Consider the following 23895-nt stretch of genomic DNA (forward strand, 5'->3'; position numbering starts at 1 on the left):
AGTTTGAAAAAGCGTTATAACTATTGGCTACTGCTACCTTATATCCGACCCCAGTGGCGAACCATCACTAAGGGATTTCTTGGCATTTTCGGATATGTTTTAGCAACATTAGTGTTAATTAATCTTGCCGGGAAATTGGCAATTCCCTTCGGACAAGGTAATGTAGTAGCGATCGTCCAAGTAACTGGGATTTATGCCTTAATCTTTCTTGTAAGAGCCTTGTTCCAGTCTATACAAGAAATGTACATGGCGAAAGCTGCTTTAAAAGTTGCTTTTAATCTCCGCCAGCAATTATACTCGCATCTCCAAAAGCTAAATCTCAGCTATTTTGAAACGACAAAAACAGTTGATTTATCTTACCGCCTCATTGAAGATGTTGACCGAGTTGGTGAAGTGGTAAATAAAATATTTCACGAGTTTATTCCCTGTATTTTGCTGCTGGTGGCAATTCCGATTTACATGATTTATTTGAATTGGCAATTGACACTAGTAGCGGTGATAGTTGCACCGCTAATCGCTATTTTAATCAGCTGGTTTGGCAAACAGTTAGGCAAGAATTCTTTAAAAAACCAAAATCGCGCGTCTGGTTTATCTGCTATTATCTCGGAAATTTTTAACGGTATCCGTTTGGTACAAGCTTTTGCGGCGGAAAATTATGAAATTGCCCGTTCTGGTTCTGAAGCAGAACGCAGTCTGAAAGCAAAATATTCAGCCCAACGCTTCAAAGCAATGAAAATTCCCATTGTGGGATTTTTAGAAACCTCAATTGTCTTATCTTTATTGATAGCGGGGGCGTGGCAAATTTCCCAAGACAATTTGACAATAGCTAATTTTTTTAGTTATATAGCGGCGGGGGTGCTGTTAATCGATCCCATCAGTTACATTACTAAAAACTACAATCAATTTGAGCAGGGTAAAGCATCTATTAGCCGGGTTTTTGAGTTGATGGCAATTAAACCGACAGTCATCGAAAAGCCAAATGCGATCGCTTTACCTCCCATCGAAGGGCAAGTAGAATATCGTCATGTTTCTTTTGGCTATCAACCAGGCGAACGTCTATTAAAGGATATCAGTTTTTTGGTATCACCGGGTGAAGCGATCGCTATTGTAGGAACTTCTGCTGCTAGTAAAACTACATTTGTAAATCTCTTACCTCGTTTCTACGATCCCAAAGTTGGTCGAATCTTAATTGACGGTGTTGATATTCGGGATGTCAAGTTAAATAGTCTGCGGCGACAAATTGGCATTCTTCCCCAACAAACCATCATGTTTTCTGGAACAATTGCCCAGAATATCGCTTTTGGGCAAGGCTTTTTTGATATGCAAGAAGTAACAGCAGCAGCAAAAATCGCTAACGCCCATGAATTTATTAGCGAATTACCAGAAGGTTATCGTACTTGGGTAGGCGAAGGTGGAGTAAACTTATCACTAGGGCAAAGACAAAGAATTGCCATCGCTCGTATTGTTCACCTCAACCCAAAAATTTTGATCCTCAATGAAGCCACATCTGCATTAGATTCCGAGTCAGAAGCTTTGGTGCGGGAAGCCTTAGAAAGATTGATAGAAAACCGGACAGTGTTTATTATTGCCCATCGTTTATCAACAGTTAAAAAGTGCGATCGGATTTTAGTTCTCGAACAAGGAGAAATTATCGAATCAGGAACCCATGAAGAATTATTAGCCAGAAAGGGCCGCTATGTCCAATTTTATGGAGATGCAAAGAGCGATGACGGAGATGGGGACAAGGGTGAAAACCCCATCCATAAATGAAGGGGCTTGAAACCCAACGGCAGGGGAATTCCACAACCTTTCCCCCTGCTCCCTACTCATACCAAGTTGCAATCATACGTAGTATTTCTACCTCTATCTCCTCTGCTCCTCTGCTCCCCTGCCCCCCTGCCTTCCAAAACTAATATTTTTGAACGCAACTCAGTATCAAGAGCCTCTTCGGTCAACACTCACCACGCCCATTTCTAATTATTGCCGAGATTGAATTTGTTTAACCAAATCATAAAAAGGTTGCCAGTTATCTTCTTGAAAAATTGCTTCCCAAATCGATTCGATTACAGGTCTTAACAATGCTGTTTTGGGATTATAAAAAGCGAGAGTTTGGGCAATTGTATCTAGGCGATCGCTATCTAAATCATTCAATATTTTATGGTACAATATACACCAATCATCGAAAATTGGTGATGCTCCTGGTACTGGGACAATATCAGAACTATTCATCACAAAGCCTGGTTCATCTCGCCATTTAGCTGAAAAGGTGCGAGCCATCTCATAAAAAAACTCGTGATAACCAACTTTGCTATTGGCTAAAAATTCAATCGTTAAATTCAAAAGTTCTTTTGCCTGTGGATGTCGCAACTCTACAAAACCCAACTTTTTCAGCATCAAAGAAGTGTATTCTGTTTGATAATACTCATTAAAATTCGCCAATCCAAAATTCAAATCGTCTTTCTCAATAATCGCCTTTAAAGGTTCCTGGAGCATTTCTAGGTTCAACTGGCAAACGGTTGGTTGATTAATGTAACAATAACGTCCATAATAATCAAAATATGCAGCTATAAAGTATGGATTATAGTTAGGAATAAATGCATAAGGGCCATAATCAAAACTCTCTCCCGTAATCGACATATTGTCAGTATTAAGAACTGCATGACAAAAACCAGCAGCCATCCACTGGGCTGCTAATTCTGCAATTCTTTTAACTAATTCGGCGTAAAACAAGGCATATTTATTTTCTTGGGCGTCCAAGTCTTGATAATATTCCTTAATTACGTGGTCTAATAGCTTCTGAGTTAAATCTGGACGCTGTAAGTAGTGTAGGCGCTCAAAAGTCCCAAAGCGAATATGAGAATTGCTCATCCTCACCATTACAGACGAACGAGTCGGTGAAGGTTCATCCCCCCGCCACAGTGATAAACCTGTTTCAATCATGGTGAGACACCGCGAAGTACGTACACCCAAGTGGTGTAGTGCTTCCGCAGCAAGAACTTCCCGCACTCCACCTTTAAGCGTCAGTAAACCGTCGCCACCACGGGAGTAAGGCGTTCTTCCAGAACCTTTTGTGCCAAAATCGTATAATTCTTCATCAGTACCGCGTACTTGTCCGTAGAGAAAGCCTCTTCCATCACCCAATAATGAGTTATATTCACCAAATTGATAGCCGTGGTAACGCATTGCCAAAAAGGGTTTGCGCCCCTCGAATTTGCCAAAAGCTGTGATGAAATCTTCATCTTTGACTACTTGGGGTTCCAGGCCTAAACGCGGTAACAGTGCATCGTTACGCCAACGCAAGATGTGTTCGGGAAATTCTTCGGCTGCAACCTCATCATAGTAGTCATCGCCTAAAGATTCAAAGGCGCTTTCGTAGTTAAGGCAGAGAAAAGGATTGCTAGAATTTTTGTTGTTTGGGGTTTGGGCCAGAGTCACGTCGCTTCGCTCCAATTCAAAATTCAAAATTCAAAATTAAAGACACCCATAAATCAATTTAGTTGCTCTGTATGCTTTTTGTTTTCGGTCATTAGAGGTTGTTTGAAAAGTGTTCCTTTGTGATTTTAGACACTTTTAGATCCCCCCACTACACCCCTTAAAAAGGGGGGAACTAGAATCAAAGTCCCCCTTTATAAGGGGGATTTAGGGGGATCTAGAACTTTTTGCTACCGACAAGAAGATTTTTCAAACATCCTCTTACAAAGAAAACTTAATTCCTTCTTTCTCTTAATACTACCTCTCGCTTCAGCATTAGCATCAATATATTCTCAATTACGAATTATTTTAAGATTTGGATACTTGCCAATTGGGATTGATCAAACTTGTTAAAATATGATCTTCCCACTGTCCATTGATTAATAAATAGTCTTTAGCATATCCTTCAATGACAAAACCGAGCCTTTTGAGAACATTGCCGCTGCGTCGATTGTGAGGCATATAATTAGCCATGATGCGGTGAAGATTTAATTCTTGAAAGACATATTGAGTCGCTATTTGTAGCCCTTCTGTCATATATCCTTTACCTTGCTTTGTTTCCGCAAGGCTATATCCCACGTAACAAAAATGAGCGACTCCTCGAACAAAATTGCTAAAATTGATAGTCCCAATAATTACAGTTGGATTTTTTTTTGTAAAAATAAATAGCTTTAAGGACTGATCGTTGACAAATTCCAAAAAGTTGTTCTCTATTTGATAGTGCCAATATTCTTCAGTGAAAAAACCATCAGCCCAAAGAGGGTAGAATGGGGTCAAATAGGTTTTGTTCTCAGTAAAGTATTTAATAATTTGGGGTATATCCTCTTGAATAGGCGATCGCAATAACAGGCGATCGCTTCTAATTAATGGCAGTTCTAATTTCATACGCTACTTAATCTACGGCTATTTTCCCAGCAAATTCTCTAGATTGTTGTAAATTCTCTCATATCTGCGGCTCAGAAGCAGTTAGATTGGCAAACTTAGTCATTAATCAATAATCATTAATTGGGCTTTATTAATTATTCTCCTCTGCCTCCCCTGCCCCCTCCCCATGACAACCTACTTAAGTATTTATGCTCAGAATCTGCCATTCAAGCAAAATCTTGGTAAGCTGATGTCTAAACATCTAGAGCCGAAGGATTGAAAGCTAATGGGTAATTCAGAACTTCAATAAAATTCCTTTACCCAAAAGCTGTACCAGAGAAAATTCAATTCCTAGACAGCTCTCGATCAACTTAGTCTACAAGAAGGATAGTGATGTCGGGAATACGCTACGATTGGCAGGAATTAGAGATTAGGGCGATATATAACACGCCTTTGCTAGAGCTGATTTATCAAGCTGCTAGCGTGCATCGCCAATATCATGACCCAACAAAAATCCAAGTTTGTAAGCTGATATCTATTAAAACCGGAGGTTGCCCAGAAGATTGTAGCTACTGTGCCCAATCTTCGCGCTATCAAACAGAGGTAAAGCCGCAAGCACTCCTAGAAAAGGAAACCGTAGTTAGTATTGCCCAAAAAGCGAAAGAAACTGGTGTTAGTCGCATCTGCATGGGTGCTGCTTGGCGTCAGGTGCGGGATAACTCACAATTTGAGGAAGTCCTGGAAATGGTCAAGGATGTGACGGCAATGGGTTTGGAAGTATGCTGCACTTTGGGAATGTTGACACCAAATCAAGCCAAGCGATTAGAAGAAGCAGGACTTTACGCCTATAACCATAATTTGGATACTTCCGAAGAATATTACAGCACAATTATTACCACAAGAACTTATGGCGATCGCCTCAACACAATTGAAAATGTCCGGCAAACAAATGTAACTGTATGTTCCGGCGGTATCCTGGGTTTGGGCGAAACTCCCGATGACCGCATTGGTATGTTGCAAACTCTAGCAAATTTACAACCGCATCCAGAGTCCGTGCCAATTAATATTCTCTCCCAAGTACCAGGCACACCCTTAGAAAATCAGCCTGATGTCCCCATTTGGGATGTTGTGCGGATGATTGCCACAGCCAGAATTGTCATGCCAGGTTCCGATGTGCGTCTGAGTGCTGGTAGGGCGAGACTTTCTCAAGTCGAGCAAGCTTTGTGTTTTATGGCTGGAGCCAATTCTATCTTCTCCAGCGATGATAACAAAATGCTGACGGTAACAACTCCCTGTCCAGATTATGATAGCGATCGCCAAATGCTGAATTTACTCGGTTTACAAATGCGTCCGCCTTCCCAAAGACAGGAGAAAATCTCAAGTCCAGCTGTCGTCGTGGGTTAAATAAGAGGGGCAGGGGAGATGGGGAGATGGGGAGATGGGGAGTAGGGGAAAAGGTTAAAGGTTAAAGGGAAAAGGAATAAATTTAATCTTTCCCCTTACCCCTTTCCCGTTTCCCCATGCCCAATGCCCCATGCCCCATGCCCTCATGGATTGACAGGTTAAATGTGTCTCTCGATTAAATTATCTTGGCAGTCCGCAGACCGAAAAACAGACCGAGAGCTATACCAAAGAATAAACCCAAGAACCCAATGTAAGCTACAATTGCAAACATTTACTTTTCTCCACAATACTTCCTAAATCTATTGAATCATTAGATGTTGGATATTGGGCATTGGGCATTGGGCACTTGGAGTGAGCGTACTCCTCCGGGGAAGCAAGCTACGCGTAGCGTCTCCTAGAGAAGTCGTTGGCGCAGCCTCTCGCTCCAGAAGTATTGGGCATTGGTAAAGGGAAAGGGGTATGGTTCGACAAGCTCACCAACCGGGGAAAAGAGGAAAGATTAAATTTATTCCTTTTCCCTTTAACCTTTTCCCCTGCTTCCCCTGCTTCCCCTGCCCCTCTGCTCCTATGCCCTATGCCCTATGCCCAACATTGCGATAGAATACACCCCACGGGCGCTTGTTTGGGGTTGGGTAATGACTTCTGTAATTAATGTAAATTTACCAGGGCAGTCTTATGAGATTGCGATCGCACCTTCAAGCCTAGATCGACTCGGCCAACACATGGCCAATTTGAAGCTAGGCAAGAAGGTACTACTGGTTTCTAATCCGACGATTTTTAAACATTTTGGCGAAAGAGCCATTGCATCGCTGACATCTGCGGGGTTTGATGTTGCTAGCTGCACCCTACCACCTGGGGAACGCTATAAAACCCTCAACTCTATCCAAAAACTCTACGATGTCGCCTTGGAAAACCGTCTAGAACGTTCTTCGACTATGGTGGCTTTGGGAGGAGGCGTGATTGGTGATATGACAGGTTTTGCTGCTGCAACTTGGCTGCGGGGCATTAATGTTGTGCAAGTGCCTACCTCTCTGTTGGCAATGGTAGATTCGGCAATTGGGGGCAAAACTGGCGTTAATCATCCCCAGGGGAAAAATTTAATTGGGGCATTTCATCAACCGCGCTTGGTTTCGATCGATCCAGAAATTTTGAAAACTCTGCCGATGCGGGAGTTTCGAGCAGGGATGGCAGAAGTGATAAAATACGGTGTGATTTGGGATGCCGAATTGTTTGCCGAGATGGAAGCAAGTAAACGCCTCGACCAACTCCGCTATGTTAAACCGGAATTGGTAAATAGCATATTAACGCGCTCTTGTCAAGCAAAAGCTGATGTTGTTAGCAAAGACGAAAAAGAAGGTGGATTAAGGGCGATTCTCAACTATGGACATACCATCGGTCATGCAGTGGAAAGTTTGACTGGTTATCGGCTAGTGAATCACGGCGAAGCAGTGGCGATCGGGATGGTAGCGGCTGGGCAAATTGCTGTGGAACTGGGAATGTGGCAAAAGGAAGACACCGAACGTCAAAATGCTTTAATTCAAAAAGCTGGTTTACCGACTCAGTTACCAGATGGGGTGGATATTGAAGCAATTATTGAAGCCTTGCAATTAGATAAAAAAGTCAAAGATGGGAAAGTGCGGTTTATTTTGCCAACGCAAATTGGTGTAGTGACAATTACTGATGAAGTGCCATCAGATGTTATTCGCCAAGTACTGCGGCAGATTTAATGGAAATCGGTAATTACTGAAATAAATGAATAAAAAAGTATAAAATAAACGATAAAACTCTTGCCCGATTTAAAGCAGGACTGTAAAAGTGCTACCTTTGGGATAGTTATCTTCAACAGTAATTATGCCATGATGTGCGTCGATCGCCATTTTGCAGAAAGCCAATCCCAATCCGATTTGTGAAACTTCTGGGTTAAGAGTTCCAATTTCATACTTTTCAAAAATGCTTTGCCGCAGGCTTTGAGGAATTCCCGAACCGGAATCAGCAACTTGGATTTTTGCGCCTCCTGTTGCTAAATGTTCTGCCCGCAAGATGACTTGAGAGTTGGAAGGTGAAAACTTAATGGCATTGGAGAGCAGATTATCTAAAACTCGGCGAAGGATAGCTGCATCTACTTTTACGGTACTGCCTGGTTTGGGTAATTCACTGATGAGAGTGAGATTTTTTTGATCTGCCATCGCTTCAACATCCGCTAAGGCTGAAATACACAGCCCACAAAGGTCTACTTCTGTATAATTGAGAATCATTTTACCGGATTCTAATTTTGCCATGATTAGCAAACTATTAATCAACGATTGTAACTGTTGACTGGCGATCGCAATTTGTTCGATCTTCTGCTGTTGCTTTTGAAAAGATAAGCCCGGAAATCGTAGAATCTCAGTTGATAAGATAATACTGGTGAGGGGATTTCGCAGATCGTGGACGATGGTGTTGACCATATCTTCTCGCAGTTTGAGTAAAGCTTGCAGGTTATCGTACTGTTGCTTAATCCGCAACATCGAATTCACCCTAGCTCGTAACTCTAAACTGTTAATGGGCTTACTAATGAAGTCATCTGCACCTGCACCTAAACACCGAGCCAGATCTTCTTTAGCAGTTAACGCTGTTACCATGACGATGGGAACTGTTTGCCATTGGACATCGGCTTTGATGCGCCGACATATTTCCAGACCATCGAGATCGGGCATCATAACATCCAGCAAAATCACATCGGGCTGAAAACTATTGAGGCGAGTCAGGGCTTGTTGACCGCTAGGAGCATAGTGTAATTGATATCCTTCCCCATCTAGTAATGTTTCAATAACATCAAAATTATCTGGTTCATCATCAATTACTAAAATAGAAGATTGAGTATCCATCAATAATTTCCACTATTTTCCTAAAAGTTGTTGAATTAAGGCAGCAAGGTGTTTAAGTTTGACCGGTTTAGTTAAATATTCGTTGGCTCCGGCTGCTAAACAACTTTCGCGATCGCCGGGCATGGCTAGGGCTGTGAGGGCAATAATTGGCACATCGGTAAATTGGCGATCGTCACGGATGCGGCGTATCGCTTCTAGCCCGTCTATTTCGGGCATTTGAATGTCCATAATAATTAAGTTAGGTTTTTGAGTTGTAGTCAATTCAATGGCTTGTTGTCCATTATTTGCCAGAATTAAACGATATCCTCGACTTTCAAGATAGCCAGACATTGTATCAATGTTTGCTTGATTGTCTTCTGCCAGTAAAATTACGGGAAATTCCATTGCTGACGGTACGATGGGAGCGGCAAAATTAGAACGGCTAGGATATTGCAGTTTTTCTAAAGTTGCCCGAAACTGAGCGCGAGTAATTGGTTTAACTAAATACTCAGCAGCTCCATAAGCAAATCCTTTGCTGCTTTCGTCTACCACAGAAGTGATGATAATAGGAATTTCTTTGGTTTGTGGGTTTGCCTTGAGTTGAGCGAGTATGTCCCAACCCGATACATCAGGCAATTGTAAATCCAAGACGATCGAAGCTGGCTTCAGGTTTACGACTCGATCTATAGCTCCTTCACCTTTTGAATAGACAACAGATTGCATTTTCATTTCGCTCAAGTAGCGAGTAATTTGCTCAGACGCCGGAACTGAGTCTTCAATTACTAGAACCTGAGCATTTTCGGCAGGAAACTGATAACTGAGCAATGGATTTTTCCCAACTGTTGTAGAAACACCATCGCTGGTGCGGTAGGGAATCCGCAATGTAAAACAACTACCCACCCCAACTTCACTGCTAACCGAAACTGTTCCTCCATGTAGAACAGCAATCCGTTGTACTAGTGCTAGTCCTAAACCTGTGCCGCTGTACTGACGATTCAGGCTACTGTCAAGCTGGATAAAAGGCTGAAACAACTTGCCAATATCCTCGGCAGCAATGCCGATGCCGGTATCAGTGACAGAGAAGCAGAGGAGGGATGGGGGGATGGGGGAGATGGGGGGATGGGGGGATGGGGGAGACAAGGGAGAATTTACTTCCCCTGCTCCCCCTGCTTCCCCTGCTTCCCCTGCTCCCCCTGCCTCTTCCAGCCACACTTTTAGAGACACAGACCCTTGTTCTGGTGTGAATTTGATGGCGTTGCTGAGTAGGTTGATTAGTACTTGACGTAAACGGCGATCGTCTACTTGAATAGTGCTGAAATTGGTGGCGATGTGAGTATTCAGGCGAATATTCTTTTTCAGTGCCATGTGTTTGACGAAGGCGAGGCTGGCATCACACAAGGTTTTCACTGGCACATCACTGGGCTGTAATTCCAGTTTGCCAGATTCGATTTTCGACAAGTCTAAGATGTCGTTAATCAGTTCTAGCAAATGTCTGCCACTGCGCTCGATGGTGGCGATCGCTTTTGTTTGCCGTTCGTTAATCGAACCGAACACGCCTTCTGCAATGCCTTCTGACATACCTAAAATCGCATTCAGTGGGGTTCGCAGTTCGTGGCTCATGTTTGCCAAAAATTCGTCTTTGAGGCGAGTGGCGCGAGCTAGTTCGACGTTGGCGTTGGCAAGTTGCTCGTTGGTTTGTCGCAGTTGGGCTTCGGCTTGTTTGCGATCTGTAATGTCTTCGTGAGATACCAAGATACCAATCACGTCCCCTGTACTGTTGGTCAGGGGAACTTTATTTGTTCGCACCCAGAGATCCTCCCCATTCGGCCCTTCCAATGGCTCCTCGTAGCCTAGTTTGGGGATTCTAGTATTCATAACTTTGGCGTCATCGGCACAGTAAAGGTGTGCCCACTTTGCCCAAGGTAACTCAAAGTCAGTTTTGCCGATGATGTCATTGGGGTCTATTTGAGAATCGCGAGCAAATGCCGGATTGCAGCCGAGAAACCGCGATTGGCGGTCTTTCCAGAAGACACGTTGGGGAAATGTGTCCAGTACCGTTTGCAGCATTTTGCGCGATTCTTCTAGTTCTTGCTCGGCTTGTTTGCGATCGCTAATATCAAATAGGGTGGCGCGGTTGTAGAGATATCTGCCATCGGTATCTTTGACAGCAGTGGCACTAATCAGCACTGGCAAAATTCTGCCATCTTTACAAACCATTTCATACTCCAAATCTTTTACCCAGCCTCGCTCTTGAAAGCGGTTATAGTTGACCCAGAAGGCCAAGCAACTGGCTTCTGTGAAAAAATTCACTAGGGGTTTGCCAATCATTTCTTCGCGGGTGTAGCCCAACAATTGCAGTTCTGTCTCGTTTACCTTGATAAATCGGCCTTCGCTATCCAGGGAATGGTAGCCACAGGGAGCATTATTGTATAAATCTTCGACTTCACGGGCATATTTCGCCAGTGCTTCTTGTGCCTGTTTGCGATCGCTAATATCAGTTAGCCGGATTAAATTTATGGTGCGTCCGGCGACAGTAATCGGCTTGGCTGCAATGTTCCCCCAAAAAATCTTGCCCCGAAGAGTCACATATTCAATTTCCAGACTCCAGACACCTTTCGATTCGATTTCTGCGACAATGGCAGCGATTTCGCTATCAGAAAAGGGACGGTGCTGGAGTGTCTGGCCATCAATGTTAATCAATTGGGCTTTGTCAGCTGCCTCAAACAGTTCCACCGCTTGCCGATTACAATCTAGAGTCAGCAGCGTTTGGGGATCGACAAGAAAAATGGCATCGGCAGATTCGTTAAAAATTGCTTCTAGCAAATCCCTGTTGCGAATGAGTTCCTGTTCTGCTTGTTTACGATCGCTAATATCAAAGTTAACCCCAATCATCCACACAGGTTCGCCCTGCTGGTTACGCTTGATAATACCGTAACCTTTGAGGAAACGAATTTTTCCATTGGGTTGAACGATACGGAACTCGACATTATATTCTTGTTTTCCTTGGAGAACTTGCTCAATGGCTTCGAGCATATAATGGCGGTCGTCTGGGTGGATGCAGTTTAACCAGGCATCAAAAGAACTGTTAAAATCGCTACTACTCAATCCGTAAAGTTCGTACATTCGCTCATCCCAAATTTGTTTGTTTTGGGCGAAATCATATTCCCAAATGCCGAACCCTCCAGAACTGATTGCCAGAGTCAGCCTTTCGGAAAGGTGATGCAGTTGTTCTTCAGTTCGTTTGCGATCGCTGATATCCGTAAGTGTACCGACGTAACCAATAATTTCATTACTGCCGTTGATTTCAGGTAGCACCTGGACATAAAACCAATTGATACTTCCATCGGGCCGCACGTGTCTGCCCTCGCTTTCATAGAATTCTGTGGGGTTAACACGTCCTTGCTGAAATTTCAGCGACCATTCCCAACCCAGGCGCTGACGATCTTCTGGATGTAGCACTTCTAACCACCCCATCCCCAATGCCGATTGTGTTGGCCTCAGAGTCATCTGGCTCCAGCGATCGTTGACATAGATGCATTGACCAACAGCATCAAGGCGAAAAATGGCTACTGGAGCGGCTTCTGTCAAGGTGGCATAGCGGCGTTCGCTCTCTTGCAAGGCTGACTCTGCTTGTTTGCGTTCGGTAATATCCGTGAGGGTGCCAATGTAGCCAATAACGATGCCAAAGGGGTTAGTTTCGGGCAGCACTTGGATGTAGAACCAAGTGATAGTACCATTCGGTTGCAGATATCTGGCTTCGTTGCGGTATAGTCCTGTTTGCCAAAATCTTTGAGACCATGCTAACTCCAGGCGTTCGCGGTCTTCTGGAAGTATTATATTTAACCAGCCAGTTCCTAATGCTGCCTGTGTTGGTTTACCTGTCATCTCGCTCCAGCGATCGTTGACATAAATACATTGACCAGCGGGATCGAGCCGGAAAATTGCCACGGGAGCGGCTTCTGTCAAGGTTGCATAACGGCGTTCGCTGTCTCTAAGAGCTGCTTCTACTTGTTTGCGCTCGGTAATATCTAAGATGGTGCCCACCAAGCACACTGGTTTACCATTGGCATCAAATATCGCTTCAGCTCTGGAAAATAAATAAAGCAATGTCCCATCCGAGCGATTTGAGCAATATTCTATTTCATAGGATCGTCCTTGTTCGATCGCCTGCTGCACTAAAATATCGTGACGAGTCCGGGCACCTAAATGCATTAGCTGACGGAATTCCTCGTAGGTTGGCGTACCAGAGGCAGGATCGCGTCCAAAAATCTCAAACACCTCCGGCGACCAGATGATTTCTTGGGTTTGTAAGTCTAATTCCCAGCTGCCCAAATTGGCAATTCGTTGTGCCGCCAGCAGATGGGCTTGGGTTTTGCGAAAGCGTTCTTCGCTTTCACGTAAAGCTGCTGTGCGCTGTTCGACTCTGGTTTCGAGTTGTTGATTGAGTTGTTGCAATCCCTGTTGTGCAAGCACTCGTTCGGTAATATCAACTGCAACTCCCCCCACTAGGCATTCCCCGACAGTTCCCTCAAGTGGGAATTTGTAAACTAAAAAATAGCCTATTGTGCCGTCTGGCCTGGGAGCTTGTTCAATGACTTCAATAGTCTGCTGAGTCTGTGCAACCTGGCGAATACTATCCACAAACTGCCGAGCAATGTCAGCCGGATAAATCTCAAAAACTGTCTTGCCAATCAAATCTTCTAGTTTTTGAGTTGGAATTTGAAAGGTGCAAAGATAAGTCTGGCTCAAATATAGTATGCGGCCGTTTTCATCGGTAATCCAGGAAGCTGTAGGACTATTATTCATGAATGCTGCAAAACGAGCTTCACTTTGGAGAAAAGCGGCTTGTGCTTGTTTGCGTTCTGCTAATTCTGCCTGTAGCTGTTCGTAAGCAGTTGCTTGTTGAATGGCGATCGCTATTTGCACGGCAAGTCGATCTAATAACGAAAGTTCCACCGATTCCCAGTCACGAGATGCCGAACATTGGTGGGCAATTAATAATCCCCATAATTCCCCTGCCACCAAAATCGGCACCACCAGATTGGCTTTAACTTCAAATTGTTCCAAAAGATGCAGATGACAATTGGTTAAGCCTACCCGATAAATATCGTCTATTGCCCGTTTTTTCCCTTGGCCATATTCGCTTTTGGCTTGCTTTTGAAAGCAGATGTCGCGAATTTGCTTCCCCAAAGCCACTGTCCAACCATCAAGTACTGACTCTGCGACAATAGTACCACTCATATCTGGATAGAATTGATAAACCAGCACCCGGTCTGCCGCCAGAAATTGCCGCACTTGTGTTGCAGTTGCAGCCAAAATTTCTTGGAGGTTGAGCGACTGACGAATCCGCAAAGCGATGGTGGCAATGAGTTGTTGTTGTTCTTGACTTTGTTCTAGTTGCCGCCTAAGACGAATCGGTGCAACTGCGCGATCGATTGATTGTTGCACGGCTTCAGGGGTAAGCTTGCCTTTAATTAAATAATCCTGGGCACCGCTTTTCATGGCACGGGCGGCCATGAGTTCATTTTCTTCTGCGGTCAGCAAAACGATGGCGGATTGGTCAGTGCTAAATTGTTTCCTAAATTCTTGAAGAAATTTTAACCCATTGCCATCAGGCAACAAAAAATCCAGCACGATCGCATCTGGTATTTCCTGCTGACACCATTTCATGGCCTCTGTCGCTGTGCCAAACTCGAAAATCCGATAATCGCACAGCGATTTTGACTGCAAACAGCGACAAATTTCCATCCGCTCTTGAGCGCAATCATCAATCAGCAAAATAGTGAGGGGGAAACCATGAGTCATAGGCTCGAAAATACGAATGCGATCGCGTTTAAACGCATTTCAACAAAATTGTATCTCTTTAAGTATCATGTTAATGACATTACTTATATTAAGTTATACCTTAGTAGAGAGTTGAGATACATGGCAGATGAAATGCTTGAGATATTCTCATATTGCCCACATTCAAGTTACAGTATGTAATTTGAAATTAAGTATGCTTCAAAGAGGGACAAAGGGGCACAGGAGCAGGGGAAGTAAATTCTTCTCATCTGGTTTTGGTTTTCTTGCATCTACTGTTGCGTGTTATGCAAGAATCCGATTGGCAATTTTACGTAAACAGTTCTAGAGTTTTTCAGTAAATTTGCTGTTAGTTAAATTCATGCCCTCGCAGCCAGACGAGCAGTATCAAAACCTTGGTTTGAGAGCGATATCTACAGTCAATGCTGACCTAGACAGTAAGAGTTTTTCAAGTAATTCAACTTCCCCACTTCCCTACCTTGGCTCAACTTTGCAGAGGCTATAGAGTCATATCTCAGTATTTATTCTTAAATTATCAATAGGAATACAAGTAAATACTCTCAAACGATTCCGCAAAAAAATTAGTGCTTTTCCTCGATTATTTTTTTATTTAAAAGCTGAATAATAAGATTATTCCAGATTGCAAGGCATTCCAAAGCATTTGTAATGTCTCAAATTAGTGTTACATACAAACCATGATTGAAACACAACAGCTTAATTTACCTTTTGAAGAAGTTTGGAATCAAATCGATCCCAAAATCAAAAAAACTTTCGATCGAGAACAAATCAAAGCTATTCAAAAAATTTTGAATCCTAGCGCTAATAACCATCACACTGTAGACTTGCGAATTTCATTGCCAATCTCAAAATTGAATTTTTATCTAGTTTTCTTAGCAGGTAAGGAACGTCGGTCAAAACAGCGTTTGCAATATGAAAGAGCTTTACATCCTTTATGGACTCCCATTAATAGCTTGTTTTTAATTGTAGCTTTGATTATTTTGTCAGCTTCTAGCTTTACTATCTTTTTTGATGTCCTTTCTTCAGTTAGTTATACATTTTCATCTCTTGAAGAAAACCCCACATCAATACCCTGGATTGATAATGAATCCAACTGTGAATACACTCATAGAACTTGGCGTGACGATAAATGTTGGGATTCAGAACACAATCCATTGTTTTAAAGCTAATTTCTCCTGAGGAGCAAACAAAATGTCTAGAAATAATTTAATCAAATTTTCTGCTAAAACCGATCCTTTTGTACAACAGTTTTTAGCTCGTATTCCTTCTGAAACAGCATCAAATTTTACTCAGATTCAATTAACAGAATTAAAAAGAGTATTGAATAGTAAAATGACTAAATATCATGCTGTAGATATCAGAGTTTCTATTCCTTTTCTGAAACAGCAATTTTATGCTGTTTTACTGATTGGCAGAGAAAAACGTTTAAGTCTACATCCAAAAATATCGATTTGTACGCCTGTTAATCAGGTTGCGATCGCGATCGTTTTTTTATTTTTGATAATGTTTTTAATTAGTCTGTTCAACATTGTCAAAAAAGTGCCTGGTAATGGCTACCTCAACAACATACAGGCATTAGAGCAATATTTAAAAAAATAATTTTAAATTATTGCTTGGTTGAAATTCAGGTGCTCTACTAAATAAATGATAATTCTCAGTTAATTTTTTTAATACACAGTTTTGGTTAAAATATTAAATTTTTAAACATTCTCAAATAAAATATATTTTTTTAAATATTCATAGTTTACATATTTCTACAAATGTTAATTAACTCTCTCAGCTTGGAAAACTTACAGATGACTATTATTCGTCATCCTTTAATGGTTAGCCCTGAAGTTTTACTTTTAGATGTGGTAGCACTAATAAATAAACCACAACGTAATTTTGGTTATTGGCTAAATAAAGATTACCAATCTTTAGAAAATTCGACTAAAGAAATGAACAATATTACATCTCAAGCCGACAGTTGTGTTCTAGTTATGGAAAACTTACAGTTGGTGGGTATCTTTACACAAAAAGATTTAATTAAGCTGACAGCAGAAGAAAAGAGTTTAGAAAATATTACTATTCGGGAGGTAATGACAACAGACCTAGTAACTTTGAAAGTAGCAGAGTTTAAAGATGCTTTTACTGCTTTAAATTTGCTCAAACAACATCGAATTTGCCATCTACCAATATTAGGGGAGCAAGGAGAAGTCATTGGATTAGTCACTCCTGCAAGTCTACTTGGGATTGCGATTCAACAAGCAGGTCTCTATAATTATGCACGAGTTAAACTCGCAGAACGCCAGAAAATTGAGAGCGAACTGCGCTTAGAACGTAACTTTGTTTCAGCAGTTTTGAATGTTGCGGATGCTCTAGTTGTGGTGCTAGATTGCCAGGGTAGAATTGTGCGCTTTAATCATACTTGCGAACAAACCACAGGTTATTCATTTGATGAAGTTAAAGGCAAATTTATCTGGGATGTTCTACTATTGCCGGAAAAATCTGAATGTATCAAAGCTTTATTTGAAAATTTTGCATATAAAGAATTGCCCAATCGATACGAAACTGACTTAATTAGTAAAGATAGCGATCGCCGCATAATTTCTTGGTCAAATAACGTCTTACTTAATAACTGCGATCGAGTTGAGTATATCGTCTGTACGGGTACTGATATTACAGAAAGTAGAAAAGTACAACAAGAACTGCAACAGACTCGCAATTTTTTAGCATCCATGATTAATAATCTTCCGGTTGCACTGTTTGTTAAAGATGCTAAACCAGAAAATTTTGGCACATTTAAATTATGGAATCAAACCTGCGAACGTATATTTAGTATCACAGCCGAACAGGCCATTGGCAAAACAGATTACGAATTTTTTCCCAAAGAACAAGCAGACTTTTTTCGTCAAAAAGACCAAGAAGCTTTTTCTAGGGATATTCCTCAAGAAATTTCCGAAGAAATTATTGACAGCCCTACTTTTGGGCAAAGAATTTTGCATACAAAAAAAATTCCTTTGTACGATCAAAATCAACAACCCGAATACTTACTGTGTATTTCTGAAGACATTACAGAGCGTAAACAAACTGAAATTGCTTTACAAAGTTTGGTAGAAAGCACAGCTTCCACCACAGAAAATGATTTTTTTCCAGCATTAGTTGAATACATTGCTTCTGCTTTAGATGTCTGTCATGTTATTGTCGCTGAATTAATTGAAGGACAAGTCCATACTTTAGGATTTTGGTCTGATGGCCGGTTACAACCTAATATTTCCTATGAGCCAACCTCGACTCCTTGCGAAATTTTGCTCAAGCAAGGATATTACTATTGCGCTTCAGGAATGCAACAACTTTTTCCTACAGCCGAAAGATTTGCTGTAATGGAAGCCGAAAGTTTTATGGGAGTTATCTTAAGCGATAATTTTGGCAATTCAATTGGCTCACTATACATAGTAGATAAAAAAAACATAGCTGAACCCAAAAAATTTGAGGGTATTTTAAAAGTATTTGCCGCTAGAGCATCGGCAGAACTGCAACGAAAACGCGCACAAGAAGCTCTACAACAACTGAATCAAGATTTAGAAGCTATAGTAGAGCAACGTACTTTAGAATTGCAAGAAAGCGAGGCAGAATTAAGGGCTATTTTTAATCAAGCAGCTGTAGGAATTAAACTAGAAACTTTAGATGGAAAAGTTATTAAAGTCAACCAAAAATTATGTGAAATTTTGGGATACTCTCAAGAAGAGTTACTGAAGAAGACATATCAAGATATTACCTACTTTGAAGACATTAAACATCATCACAATAATTTACAAGCACTTTTATCTGGAGAAGTGCAAACATTCTCAATTGAAAAACGTTGTTTACATAAAAATGGTAATTTAATCTGGATTAATTTGACAGTTTCTCTAATACTGGATGTTTTTGGCAAACCGATTTGTTCAATTGGCGTAGTTAAAGATATACAAAATCAAAAACAAGCAGAAGAAGAATTAAAACACCAGTTGGTAGTAGTAGAGGCTGCAATTGAACGCGAACATTTAGTAAATGTGATTACTCAACGCATCCGAGAATCTTTAGATATACAAGCAACTTTAAACGTGACAGTAGCTGAAGTTCACAAGTTACTAAAAGTCGATCGCGTCCTAATTTACCGCACTTTCACAGATGGTACGGGAAAAGTAATTGCTGAAGCATTGACACCAGGATATAAAAGTATCCTTAATGAATCTTTTCCGCCTGAATGTTTTCCAGAAGAATGTTATTTACGTTATGTCCAAGGTGAAACTTATGCTCTTTCTGACCGCAATTTACGCGAATCGCCCAGCTGCTTAATCCAGTTTATGGAGGATATGCAAATTCGTGCCAAACTTGTGATTCCAATTATTCAACACGGTGAGTTATGGGGTTTATTAATTGCTCACCAATGTTCGCGTCCTAGACAATGGAAATCAGGAGAAATTGACTTATTACAACAATTAGCAAATCAGCTAGCGATCGCCACACAGCAATCAGGACTATATGCCCAATTACAAGTAGAATTAAATGAGCGCAAAAAAGCTGAAGAACAAATTTTTAAAGCTTTAGAAAAAGAAAAAGAACTCAGCGATTTGAAATCTCGGTTCATTTCCATGACATCCCATGAATTTCGTACTCCCTTAGCTGTGATTGCTTCTTCTGCTGGAATTTTAAAAAGCTTTAGCCATAAACTAGATGAACAACAAAAACAAAGGCATCTTCAATGTATTCAAACTTATGTTCAACATACTACTCAACTTTTAGATGACATCTTGCTAATTAATAAAGCTGAAGCCGGAAAATTAGTATTCAAACCAAGTTCTGTTAATTTGGTTGATTTTTGTCAAACCTTGATAGATGAACTACAGCTGAGTTCGCCTAATCATCACCTCGTCTTTTCTCCTCAATATCAAGGTAATCCAGCAGACAAAAATCACTTCATTATGGACAGTCAACTTCTGCGACAAATTCTCAGCAACTTACTTTCAAATGCTGTCAAATATTCTTCAAGTGGTAGTAATATTCAAATTGATTTATTAATTCAAGAGCAAATTGCAGTTTTTCTGATTCAAGATGAGGGTATTGGGATTTCAGTAGAAGATCTGCAACATTTATTCGAGTCATTCTACCGAGGTAGTAATGTTGGTAATACACCAGGCACTGGATTAGGCTTGACAATAGTGAATAAATGTGTATGCCTATATAAAGGGCGAATCACTTTTGCTAGTCAAATTGGAGTCGGCACAACATTTAGGTTGGAATTGCCACTAGTTGCTACCGATACCTTAAGTTAATATTTATTCTCTATGAAAATGAACTTAATTTTTATTAAACAAAGTGCAAACAAGGTATATACGCTTACTGCCTATGAAGCAGCAGGCTAGGGTATAAATCAGTTAAGAATTATTGACTGCAAGTTTATAAAAAATTGCTATAGAAAAATCTAATGTGTTATTGATAAATAATTTTGGGAAAAATAAACTATCAGACCTCGATAAACAAAATGAGTATTTTAAGTAAAAGTATGGATAAGAAAATATTAGTAATTGAAGACGAAATCCAAGTCTGCTCAAATATTGAACAGATTTTAACTTTGTCAGATTTTAATATTATCACTGCAAATGATGGCTTAGAGGGTTTACGGTTGGCGAAAGCCGAAAAGCCAGACCTAATCTGTTGCGATGTTATGATGCCTGGATTGGATGGCTACAGCGTCCTAGAAAGCTTACGTAAAGACGTAGAAACTGAGTCAATACCAGTAATTTTTCTGACTGCAAAAGTAGAGCGTACTGACCTCCGCCAAGCTATGGAGTTGGGAGCCGATGATTACATCACAAAACCTTTTTTACCGGAAGAACTAATTAAGGCAATTGAGGTTAGGCTGACGCGGATAGAAAAACCAGATTTAATTAGACAACAGTACGAACAAGAACGTCAACAAAATGCGAAGCTGAAGCAAGAAATACAAGCAAATTCACAAAAGCTTCAGGATAGTAAAAAACTAGCAGACATGCATAATGAGGTTTTACAAAAACTTTTACAAGATTTGGGTAATCCTCTTTCTAATATTAATATGGCAATCCACATGCTCAAACAAACTCAATCAAATGCCGAGCGCGAGCGCTACTTGACTATATTACAGCAAGAATGCTCTCGTGAAATAGAGCTTTTAAATGAAATCAAGAATCTCCAAGTGCTACTTACACCAGAAAATGCCAAGATTCTGCAAAAATTTAATTTACTCAACCCTCACAAGTAAAGGTGGTATTTTGTAGTAATAAACTATAAGAAAAATTATCAATTTTGAATATAAAAATACAAATTAGGATTTAAATAGTATATTAAATGAACACCATTTTAATCATAGAAGATGAAGCTCAAATTCGGCAAAATATTGAAGATATTTTAGAATTTTCTGATTTTAGAACTTTGATAGCTTCCAACGGCAAAATTGGGTTAGAAATTGCTAAAACAAAATTACCTGATTTGATTATCTGCGATATTATGATGCCGGAGTTAGACGGCTACAGTGTATTGGCTGCTTTGCGTAAAAATGAAGCAACAGCAAATATTCCTTTAATATTTGTCACGGCTAAAGCTGAACGTTCAGATTTTCGTCAGGGTATGGAAATTGGAGCCGATGATTATTTAACAAAACCATTTACAACAGAAGAATTATTAAAGGCGATCGCAACTCGTCTGCATAAACAATCTGTAGTTCAGCGTCAATCTCAAGCTAAGCTAGATGAACTCAGAATCAATATCGCTCATTCATTGCCTCACGAACTCAATACTCCTTTAAATGGAATTATTGGAATGTCACAATTGTTAGTTGACAATCGTAGCATGATGCGTGAGTCTGAAGAAATTGAAATTGCAGAGTTAATTTACACCTCAGCTAACCGACTAAATCGATTAACTCAACGCTTTTTACTCTACTCTAATCTAGAACTAATCATACGAGATAGCGAAAAAATTCGAGAAATCCAAGAAACTTCAGATCGATGTGTTACTAAAACAGTAATTAGTGATGTTTGTCTTCAAAAAGCTAGAGAATTTTCTCGAACCAAAGATCTAACTCTCGAACTTACAGAATCAATTATGCAAATTCCAGAAGATAAATTGAGTATTGTCATTGAAGAATTGATAGAGAATGCTTTTAAATTTTCTTTGCCAGCTAGCCAAGTTCGAGTCATTAGCAATGTCGATCGTAATAAATTTCGTTTACATTTAATTGATAATGGCAAAGGAATGGCGATTGAAGAAATTGAAAGAATTGGAGCATTTATTCAATTTAACCGCAAGTTAAACGAACAACAAGGCTCTGGATTGGGGCTTAGTATTGTTCAGAAAATAATTAAATTATATGGAGGTGAATTAATAATCAATAGCATTCCCGAACAACAAACTATTGTCAGCATTGTTTTACCTTATGGAACTAACCAAAAGTAAAAAAGGAAAAATTCTCCGCATCAAGAATCAGAATAATTAAATAGAAGGCAGTCCCGATGAAAATTTTTTTTCATCACCATGCATGTAAGTAATAGATCGTATAATACTAATTATTACATAAAATAAATATGTAAAATATAACATTAAAAAACAAATCTTTACTTACAGCTTTGATTTTTTACTTTTTACGTAATATATACAACTTCATTACCAATTCTTAAATATCATCCTTTATCCTAAGTTTTGTTGTGCATCTTAGAGTGGCCAAATGATATTTAGAAGAATTTTTCTCGTTGCTATTGGACTAATTTTAGCGATAGTAGTAAGCAGTTTGACCCAGTTCAAAACAATTGCCCAATCTCTTACAGATTTAGATTTAGCTGCGTATTATGCTCCAATTCACTATCAAGACACAGACAGCACTAAGTATAGTGGAGACTATATCACGCGCTTTGATTACGATAATGATTGGCGCGGAACAAATAACTGGGATAATCTTTTCCAATTTGCCTTGAATGCTCATGGTTATTATTCTGTAGTTGAAACTTGCACTCATTGGTTCATCACCTATTCTTTTTTCCATCCTCAAGATTGGACTGATATTCCCTTCGACCAAGAACATGAAAATGATTTAGAGGGCTTGCTAACAATTGTTCGTAAGGATGGTTCAACTTATGGCAAACTCGAAGGCATCGTAACTGTATTTCATCGAGACTTTTACTCCTATACGCCAGTTGGTAGTCCTTTAACAAATGGTACAGAAAATATTGATGGAACGCTGACTACGAGCAGCTATGGCGGTTCGCAACATCCGTTGACCTCTCAAGAAGCTAAAGGTCATGGTTTAAAAGCCTGGCCTAATGCTGGGAACTTTCAAGGAGCTAGTAATGAAGATGGAATTATTTACTATCCTTCCAAAACTATTACTGAAGTTCCTGCTTCTGGAAACGATCGCAGCGTGCAATACTTACTGTTAAATGTATTTGCCTCCAATGGAATGTGGCAACATCAATTAAATGAAGCTTCATTGTCAAGTTCTTCATCTATAACTTTTGCTAGTTGGGGAACTTTTAAGGGAGATTCTAGTGGTGGATGTGGTGCTGGGACACCAACTTGTAGTGAGAATTCAGCCAATACACCTTGGGGTTGGGATGATTCCAACGATAGTGGAGTATACAAAGGTGAAATGGCTTTAGATCCCGCTCACTTGACTGATGTTTATTTTAATGGTCTGGGTAACTTTGATACAGCCTACATCCGTAACCAATTTATCCAAGATTTGAGAGATAGGGGATATAATTCAGCAAATCTCCCCCAAGGCTGGCCTAGTCAAATCAATTTGAATTCTCTCATTGGTAAACTCAAAAACCAATGTTTCTAAGTATAGGCTAAAGGCAATAAGTTTTGTTTAAGGGTGATTTGCGATCGCGATGCAGTAATTTTATCTCGGCTTGGAAATTAAGTCAGAATAATAATAGGCAATCATAGAGGATAGTACTATGCTTCCTATAACTCAAATTCTTCGCAACTTCTTCCTTCGTTTGGAAGGTTTTTTATCTGTTGTTTTCAAACCTTTGGTGAATTTTGTTAAAAATTTCTTTGGCTTTTTTACCAAGGCATTCGGATTGACTAGCTCTAATTATTTCTTAGAATCCGACCAGGCGCAAGATATAAACAAAGAGCCGATTCAAACGGTTCAGAATACCACTCCTGAACCTTCCGCTACCACCCGCCGTCGTCGCAATACCAAAAAAATCGATGATTACTATATCAATATGGCGCGTGACGTGAAAAACAACTAATCAGCTATAGGGGCGTGCAGGTGTACGCCTCTACATAATCTCAATCAGATAAGTAGAAGGCAGGGGGCAGGAGGTAAAACCCTCAACAGTAAAAGGTTTCGCTTTTTTAGAGTTTATATTTAATTATGTCAGCTTACTTATTTCGTAAAATCATATCAGTTAGAAACTACTGTAATTATTTACCAGATTTATAAATACAAAAAACATTCAACTTTTCTTGTGGGGTGGGCATCTCG

At 40.3% G+C, this 23895-nt stretch carries 15 protein-coding genes; 10 read left to right on the top strand and 5 right to left on the bottom strand.

The genetic code is table 11. From position 1 onward, the window contains the following. Window positions 1-3 precede the first annotated feature (3 nt). Window positions 4-1770, top strand: a complete 1767-nt coding sequence (locus NSTC745_RS27965) for an ABC transporter ATP-binding protein (RefSeq protein WP_445633896.1) — start codon at window positions 4-6, stop codon at window positions 1768-1770. Window positions 1771-1977: 207 nt separating this feature from the next. Here the strand turns inward: NSTC745_RS27965 and NSTC745_RS27970 are convergent, their stop codons facing one another. Both NSTC745_RS27970 and NSTC745_RS27975 read right to left on the bottom strand, forming a co-directional pair. Further along, the gene (locus NSTC745_RS27970; RefSeq protein WP_445633897.1) at window positions 1978-3435 is read right to left on the bottom strand and encodes a protein adenylyltransferase SelO; all 1458 of its coding nucleotides are present in this window, start codon (window positions 3433-3435) and stop codon (window positions 1978-1980) included. Between the two features lie 345 nt (window positions 3436-3780). Continuing rightward, window positions 3781-4356: a GNAT family N-acetyltransferase gene (locus NSTC745_RS27975; RefSeq protein WP_445633898.1), complete on the bottom strand. Its 576-nt coding sequence runs from the start codon at window positions 4354-4356 to the stop codon at window positions 3781-3783. Window positions 4357-4728: 372 nt separating this feature from the next. Between NSTC745_RS27975 and bioB the strand changes: the two genes are divergently transcribed. Next, window positions 4729-5739, top strand: coding sequence for a biotin synthase BioB (bioB, locus tag NSTC745_RS27980; protein ID WP_445633899.1), 1011 nt, complete (start codon window positions 4729-4731; stop codon window positions 5737-5739). Between the two features lie 175 nt (window positions 5740-5914). On the opposite strand, the gene petL is transcribed toward bioB, so the two are convergent. Next, window positions 5915-6010 carry a cytochrome b6-f complex subunit PetL gene (gene petL / locus NSTC745_RS27985; protein ID WP_096538651.1) on the bottom strand — a complete coding sequence of 32 codons (96 nt, stop codon included), beginning with the start codon at window positions 6008-6010 and terminating at the stop codon, window positions 5915-5917. A 364-nt stretch (window positions 6011-6374) separates the two neighbouring features. On the opposite strand from petL, the gene aroB reads away from it, so the two are divergent. Then, complete coding sequence (aroB, locus tag NSTC745_RS27990) at window positions 6375-7466, top strand: 3-dehydroquinate synthase (protein ID WP_445633900.1); 1092 nt, start codon at window positions 6375-6377, stop codon at window positions 7464-7466. 69 nt (window positions 7467-7535) lie between these two features. On the opposite strand, the gene NSTC745_RS27995 is transcribed toward aroB, so the two are convergent. Both NSTC745_RS27995 and NSTC745_RS28000 read right to left on the bottom strand, forming a co-directional pair. Continuing rightward, the gene (locus tag NSTC745_RS27995) at window positions 7536-8606 is read right to left on the bottom strand and encodes a hybrid sensor histidine kinase/response regulator (RefSeq protein ID WP_445633901.1); all 1071 of its coding nucleotides are present in this window, start codon (window positions 8604-8606) and stop codon (window positions 7536-7538) included. Window positions 8607-8618: 12 nt separating this feature from the next. Continuing rightward, the gene (locus tag NSTC745_RS28000; RefSeq protein WP_445633902.1) at window positions 8619-14390 is read right to left on the bottom strand and encodes a PAS domain S-box protein; all 5772 of its coding nucleotides are present in this window, start codon (window positions 14388-14390) and stop codon (window positions 8619-8621) included. Between the two features lie 692 nt (window positions 14391-15082). Between NSTC745_RS28000 and NSTC745_RS28005 the strand changes: the two genes are divergently transcribed. The 7 genes from NSTC745_RS28005 to NSTC745_RS28035 all read left to right on the top strand — a co-directional run bounded on the left by NSTC745_RS28005 (window position 15083) and on the right by NSTC745_RS28035 (window position 23659). Beyond that, window positions 15083-15568: a hypothetical protein gene (locus NSTC745_RS28005; protein ID WP_445633903.1), complete on the top strand. Its 486-nt coding sequence runs from the start codon at window positions 15083-15085 to the stop codon at window positions 15566-15568. A 28-nt stretch (window positions 15569-15596) separates the two neighbouring features. Then, window positions 15597-16004 carry a hypothetical protein gene (locus NSTC745_RS28010; protein WP_445633904.1) on the top strand — a complete coding sequence of 136 codons (408 nt, stop codon included), beginning with the start codon at window positions 15597-15599 and terminating at the stop codon, window positions 16002-16004. Between the two features lie 197 nt (window positions 16005-16201). Further along, window positions 16202-19699 (top strand): PAS domain S-box protein, encoded by a 3498-nt coding sequence (locus tag NSTC745_RS28015; protein ID WP_445633905.1) that lies wholly within the window; start codon window positions 16202-16204, stop codon window positions 19697-19699. 230 nt (window positions 19700-19929) lie between these two features. Beyond that, the gene (locus NSTC745_RS28020) at window positions 19930-20664 is read left to right on the top strand and encodes a response regulator transcription factor (protein ID WP_445633906.1); all 735 of its coding nucleotides are present in this window, start codon (window positions 19930-19932) and stop codon (window positions 20662-20664) included. Window positions 20665-20750: 86 nt separating this feature from the next. Next, window positions 20751-21857, top strand: a complete 1107-nt coding sequence (locus NSTC745_RS28025; protein WP_445633907.1) for a hybrid sensor histidine kinase/response regulator — start codon at window positions 20751-20753, stop codon at window positions 21855-21857. 331 nt (window positions 21858-22188) lie between these two features. Further along, on the top strand, window positions 22189-23238 hold the full coding sequence (locus NSTC745_RS28030; protein WP_445633908.1) for a hypothetical protein: 1050 nt from the start codon (window positions 22189-22191) through the stop codon (window positions 23236-23238). 118 nt (window positions 23239-23356) lie between these two features. Further along, window positions 23357-23659, top strand: coding sequence for a threonine dehydratase (locus NSTC745_RS28035; RefSeq protein WP_445633909.1), 303 nt, complete (start codon window positions 23357-23359; stop codon window positions 23657-23659). Window positions 23660-23895: the final 236 nt, after the last annotated feature.

It is taken from the genome of Nostoc sp. DSM 114161 (assembly GCF_052692665.1).

Bases quoted from the DNA above. Each gene is read 5' to 3' on its own strand.
- NSTC745_RS27975 (WP_445633898.1), bottom strand. From the start codon at position 4,356: ATGAAATTAGAACTGCCATTAATTAGAAGCGATCGCCTGTTATTGCGA.
- bioB (WP_445633899.1), top strand. From the start codon at position 4,729: ATGTCGGGAATACGCTACGATTGGCAGGAATTAGAGATTAGGGCGATA.
- petL (WP_096538651.1), bottom strand. From the start codon at position 6,010: ATGTTTGCAATTGTAGCTTACATTGGGTTCTTGGGTTTATTCTTTGGT.
- aroB (WP_445633900.1), top strand. From the start codon at position 6,375: ATGACTTCTGTAATTAATGTAAATTTACCAGGGCAGTCTTATGAGATT.
- NSTC745_RS27995 (WP_445633901.1), bottom strand. From the start codon at position 8,606: ATGGATACTCAATCTTCTATTTTAGTAATTGATGATGAACCAGATAAT.
- NSTC745_RS28000 (WP_445633902.1), bottom strand. From the start codon at position 14,390: ATGACTCATGGTTTCCCCCTCACTATTTTGCTGATTGATGATTGCGCT.
- NSTC745_RS28005 (WP_445633903.1), top strand. From the start codon at position 15,083: ATGATTGAAACACAACAGCTTAATTTACCTTTTGAAGAAGTTTGGAAT.
- NSTC745_RS28010 (WP_445633904.1), top strand. From the start codon at position 15,597: ATGTCTAGAAATAATTTAATCAAATTTTCTGCTAAAACCGATCCTTTT.
- NSTC745_RS28015 (WP_445633905.1), top strand. From the start codon at position 16,202: ATGACTATTATTCGTCATCCTTTAATGGTTAGCCCTGAAGTTTTACTT.
- NSTC745_RS28020 (WP_445633906.1), top strand. From the start codon at position 19,930: ATGGATAAGAAAATATTAGTAATTGAAGACGAAATCCAAGTCTGCTCA.
- NSTC745_RS28025 (WP_445633907.1), top strand. From the start codon at position 20,751: ATGAACACCATTTTAATCATAGAAGATGAAGCTCAAATTCGGCAAAAT.
- NSTC745_RS28035 (WP_445633909.1), top strand. From the start codon at position 23,357: ATGCTTCCTATAACTCAAATTCTTCGCAACTTCTTCCTTCGTTTGGAA.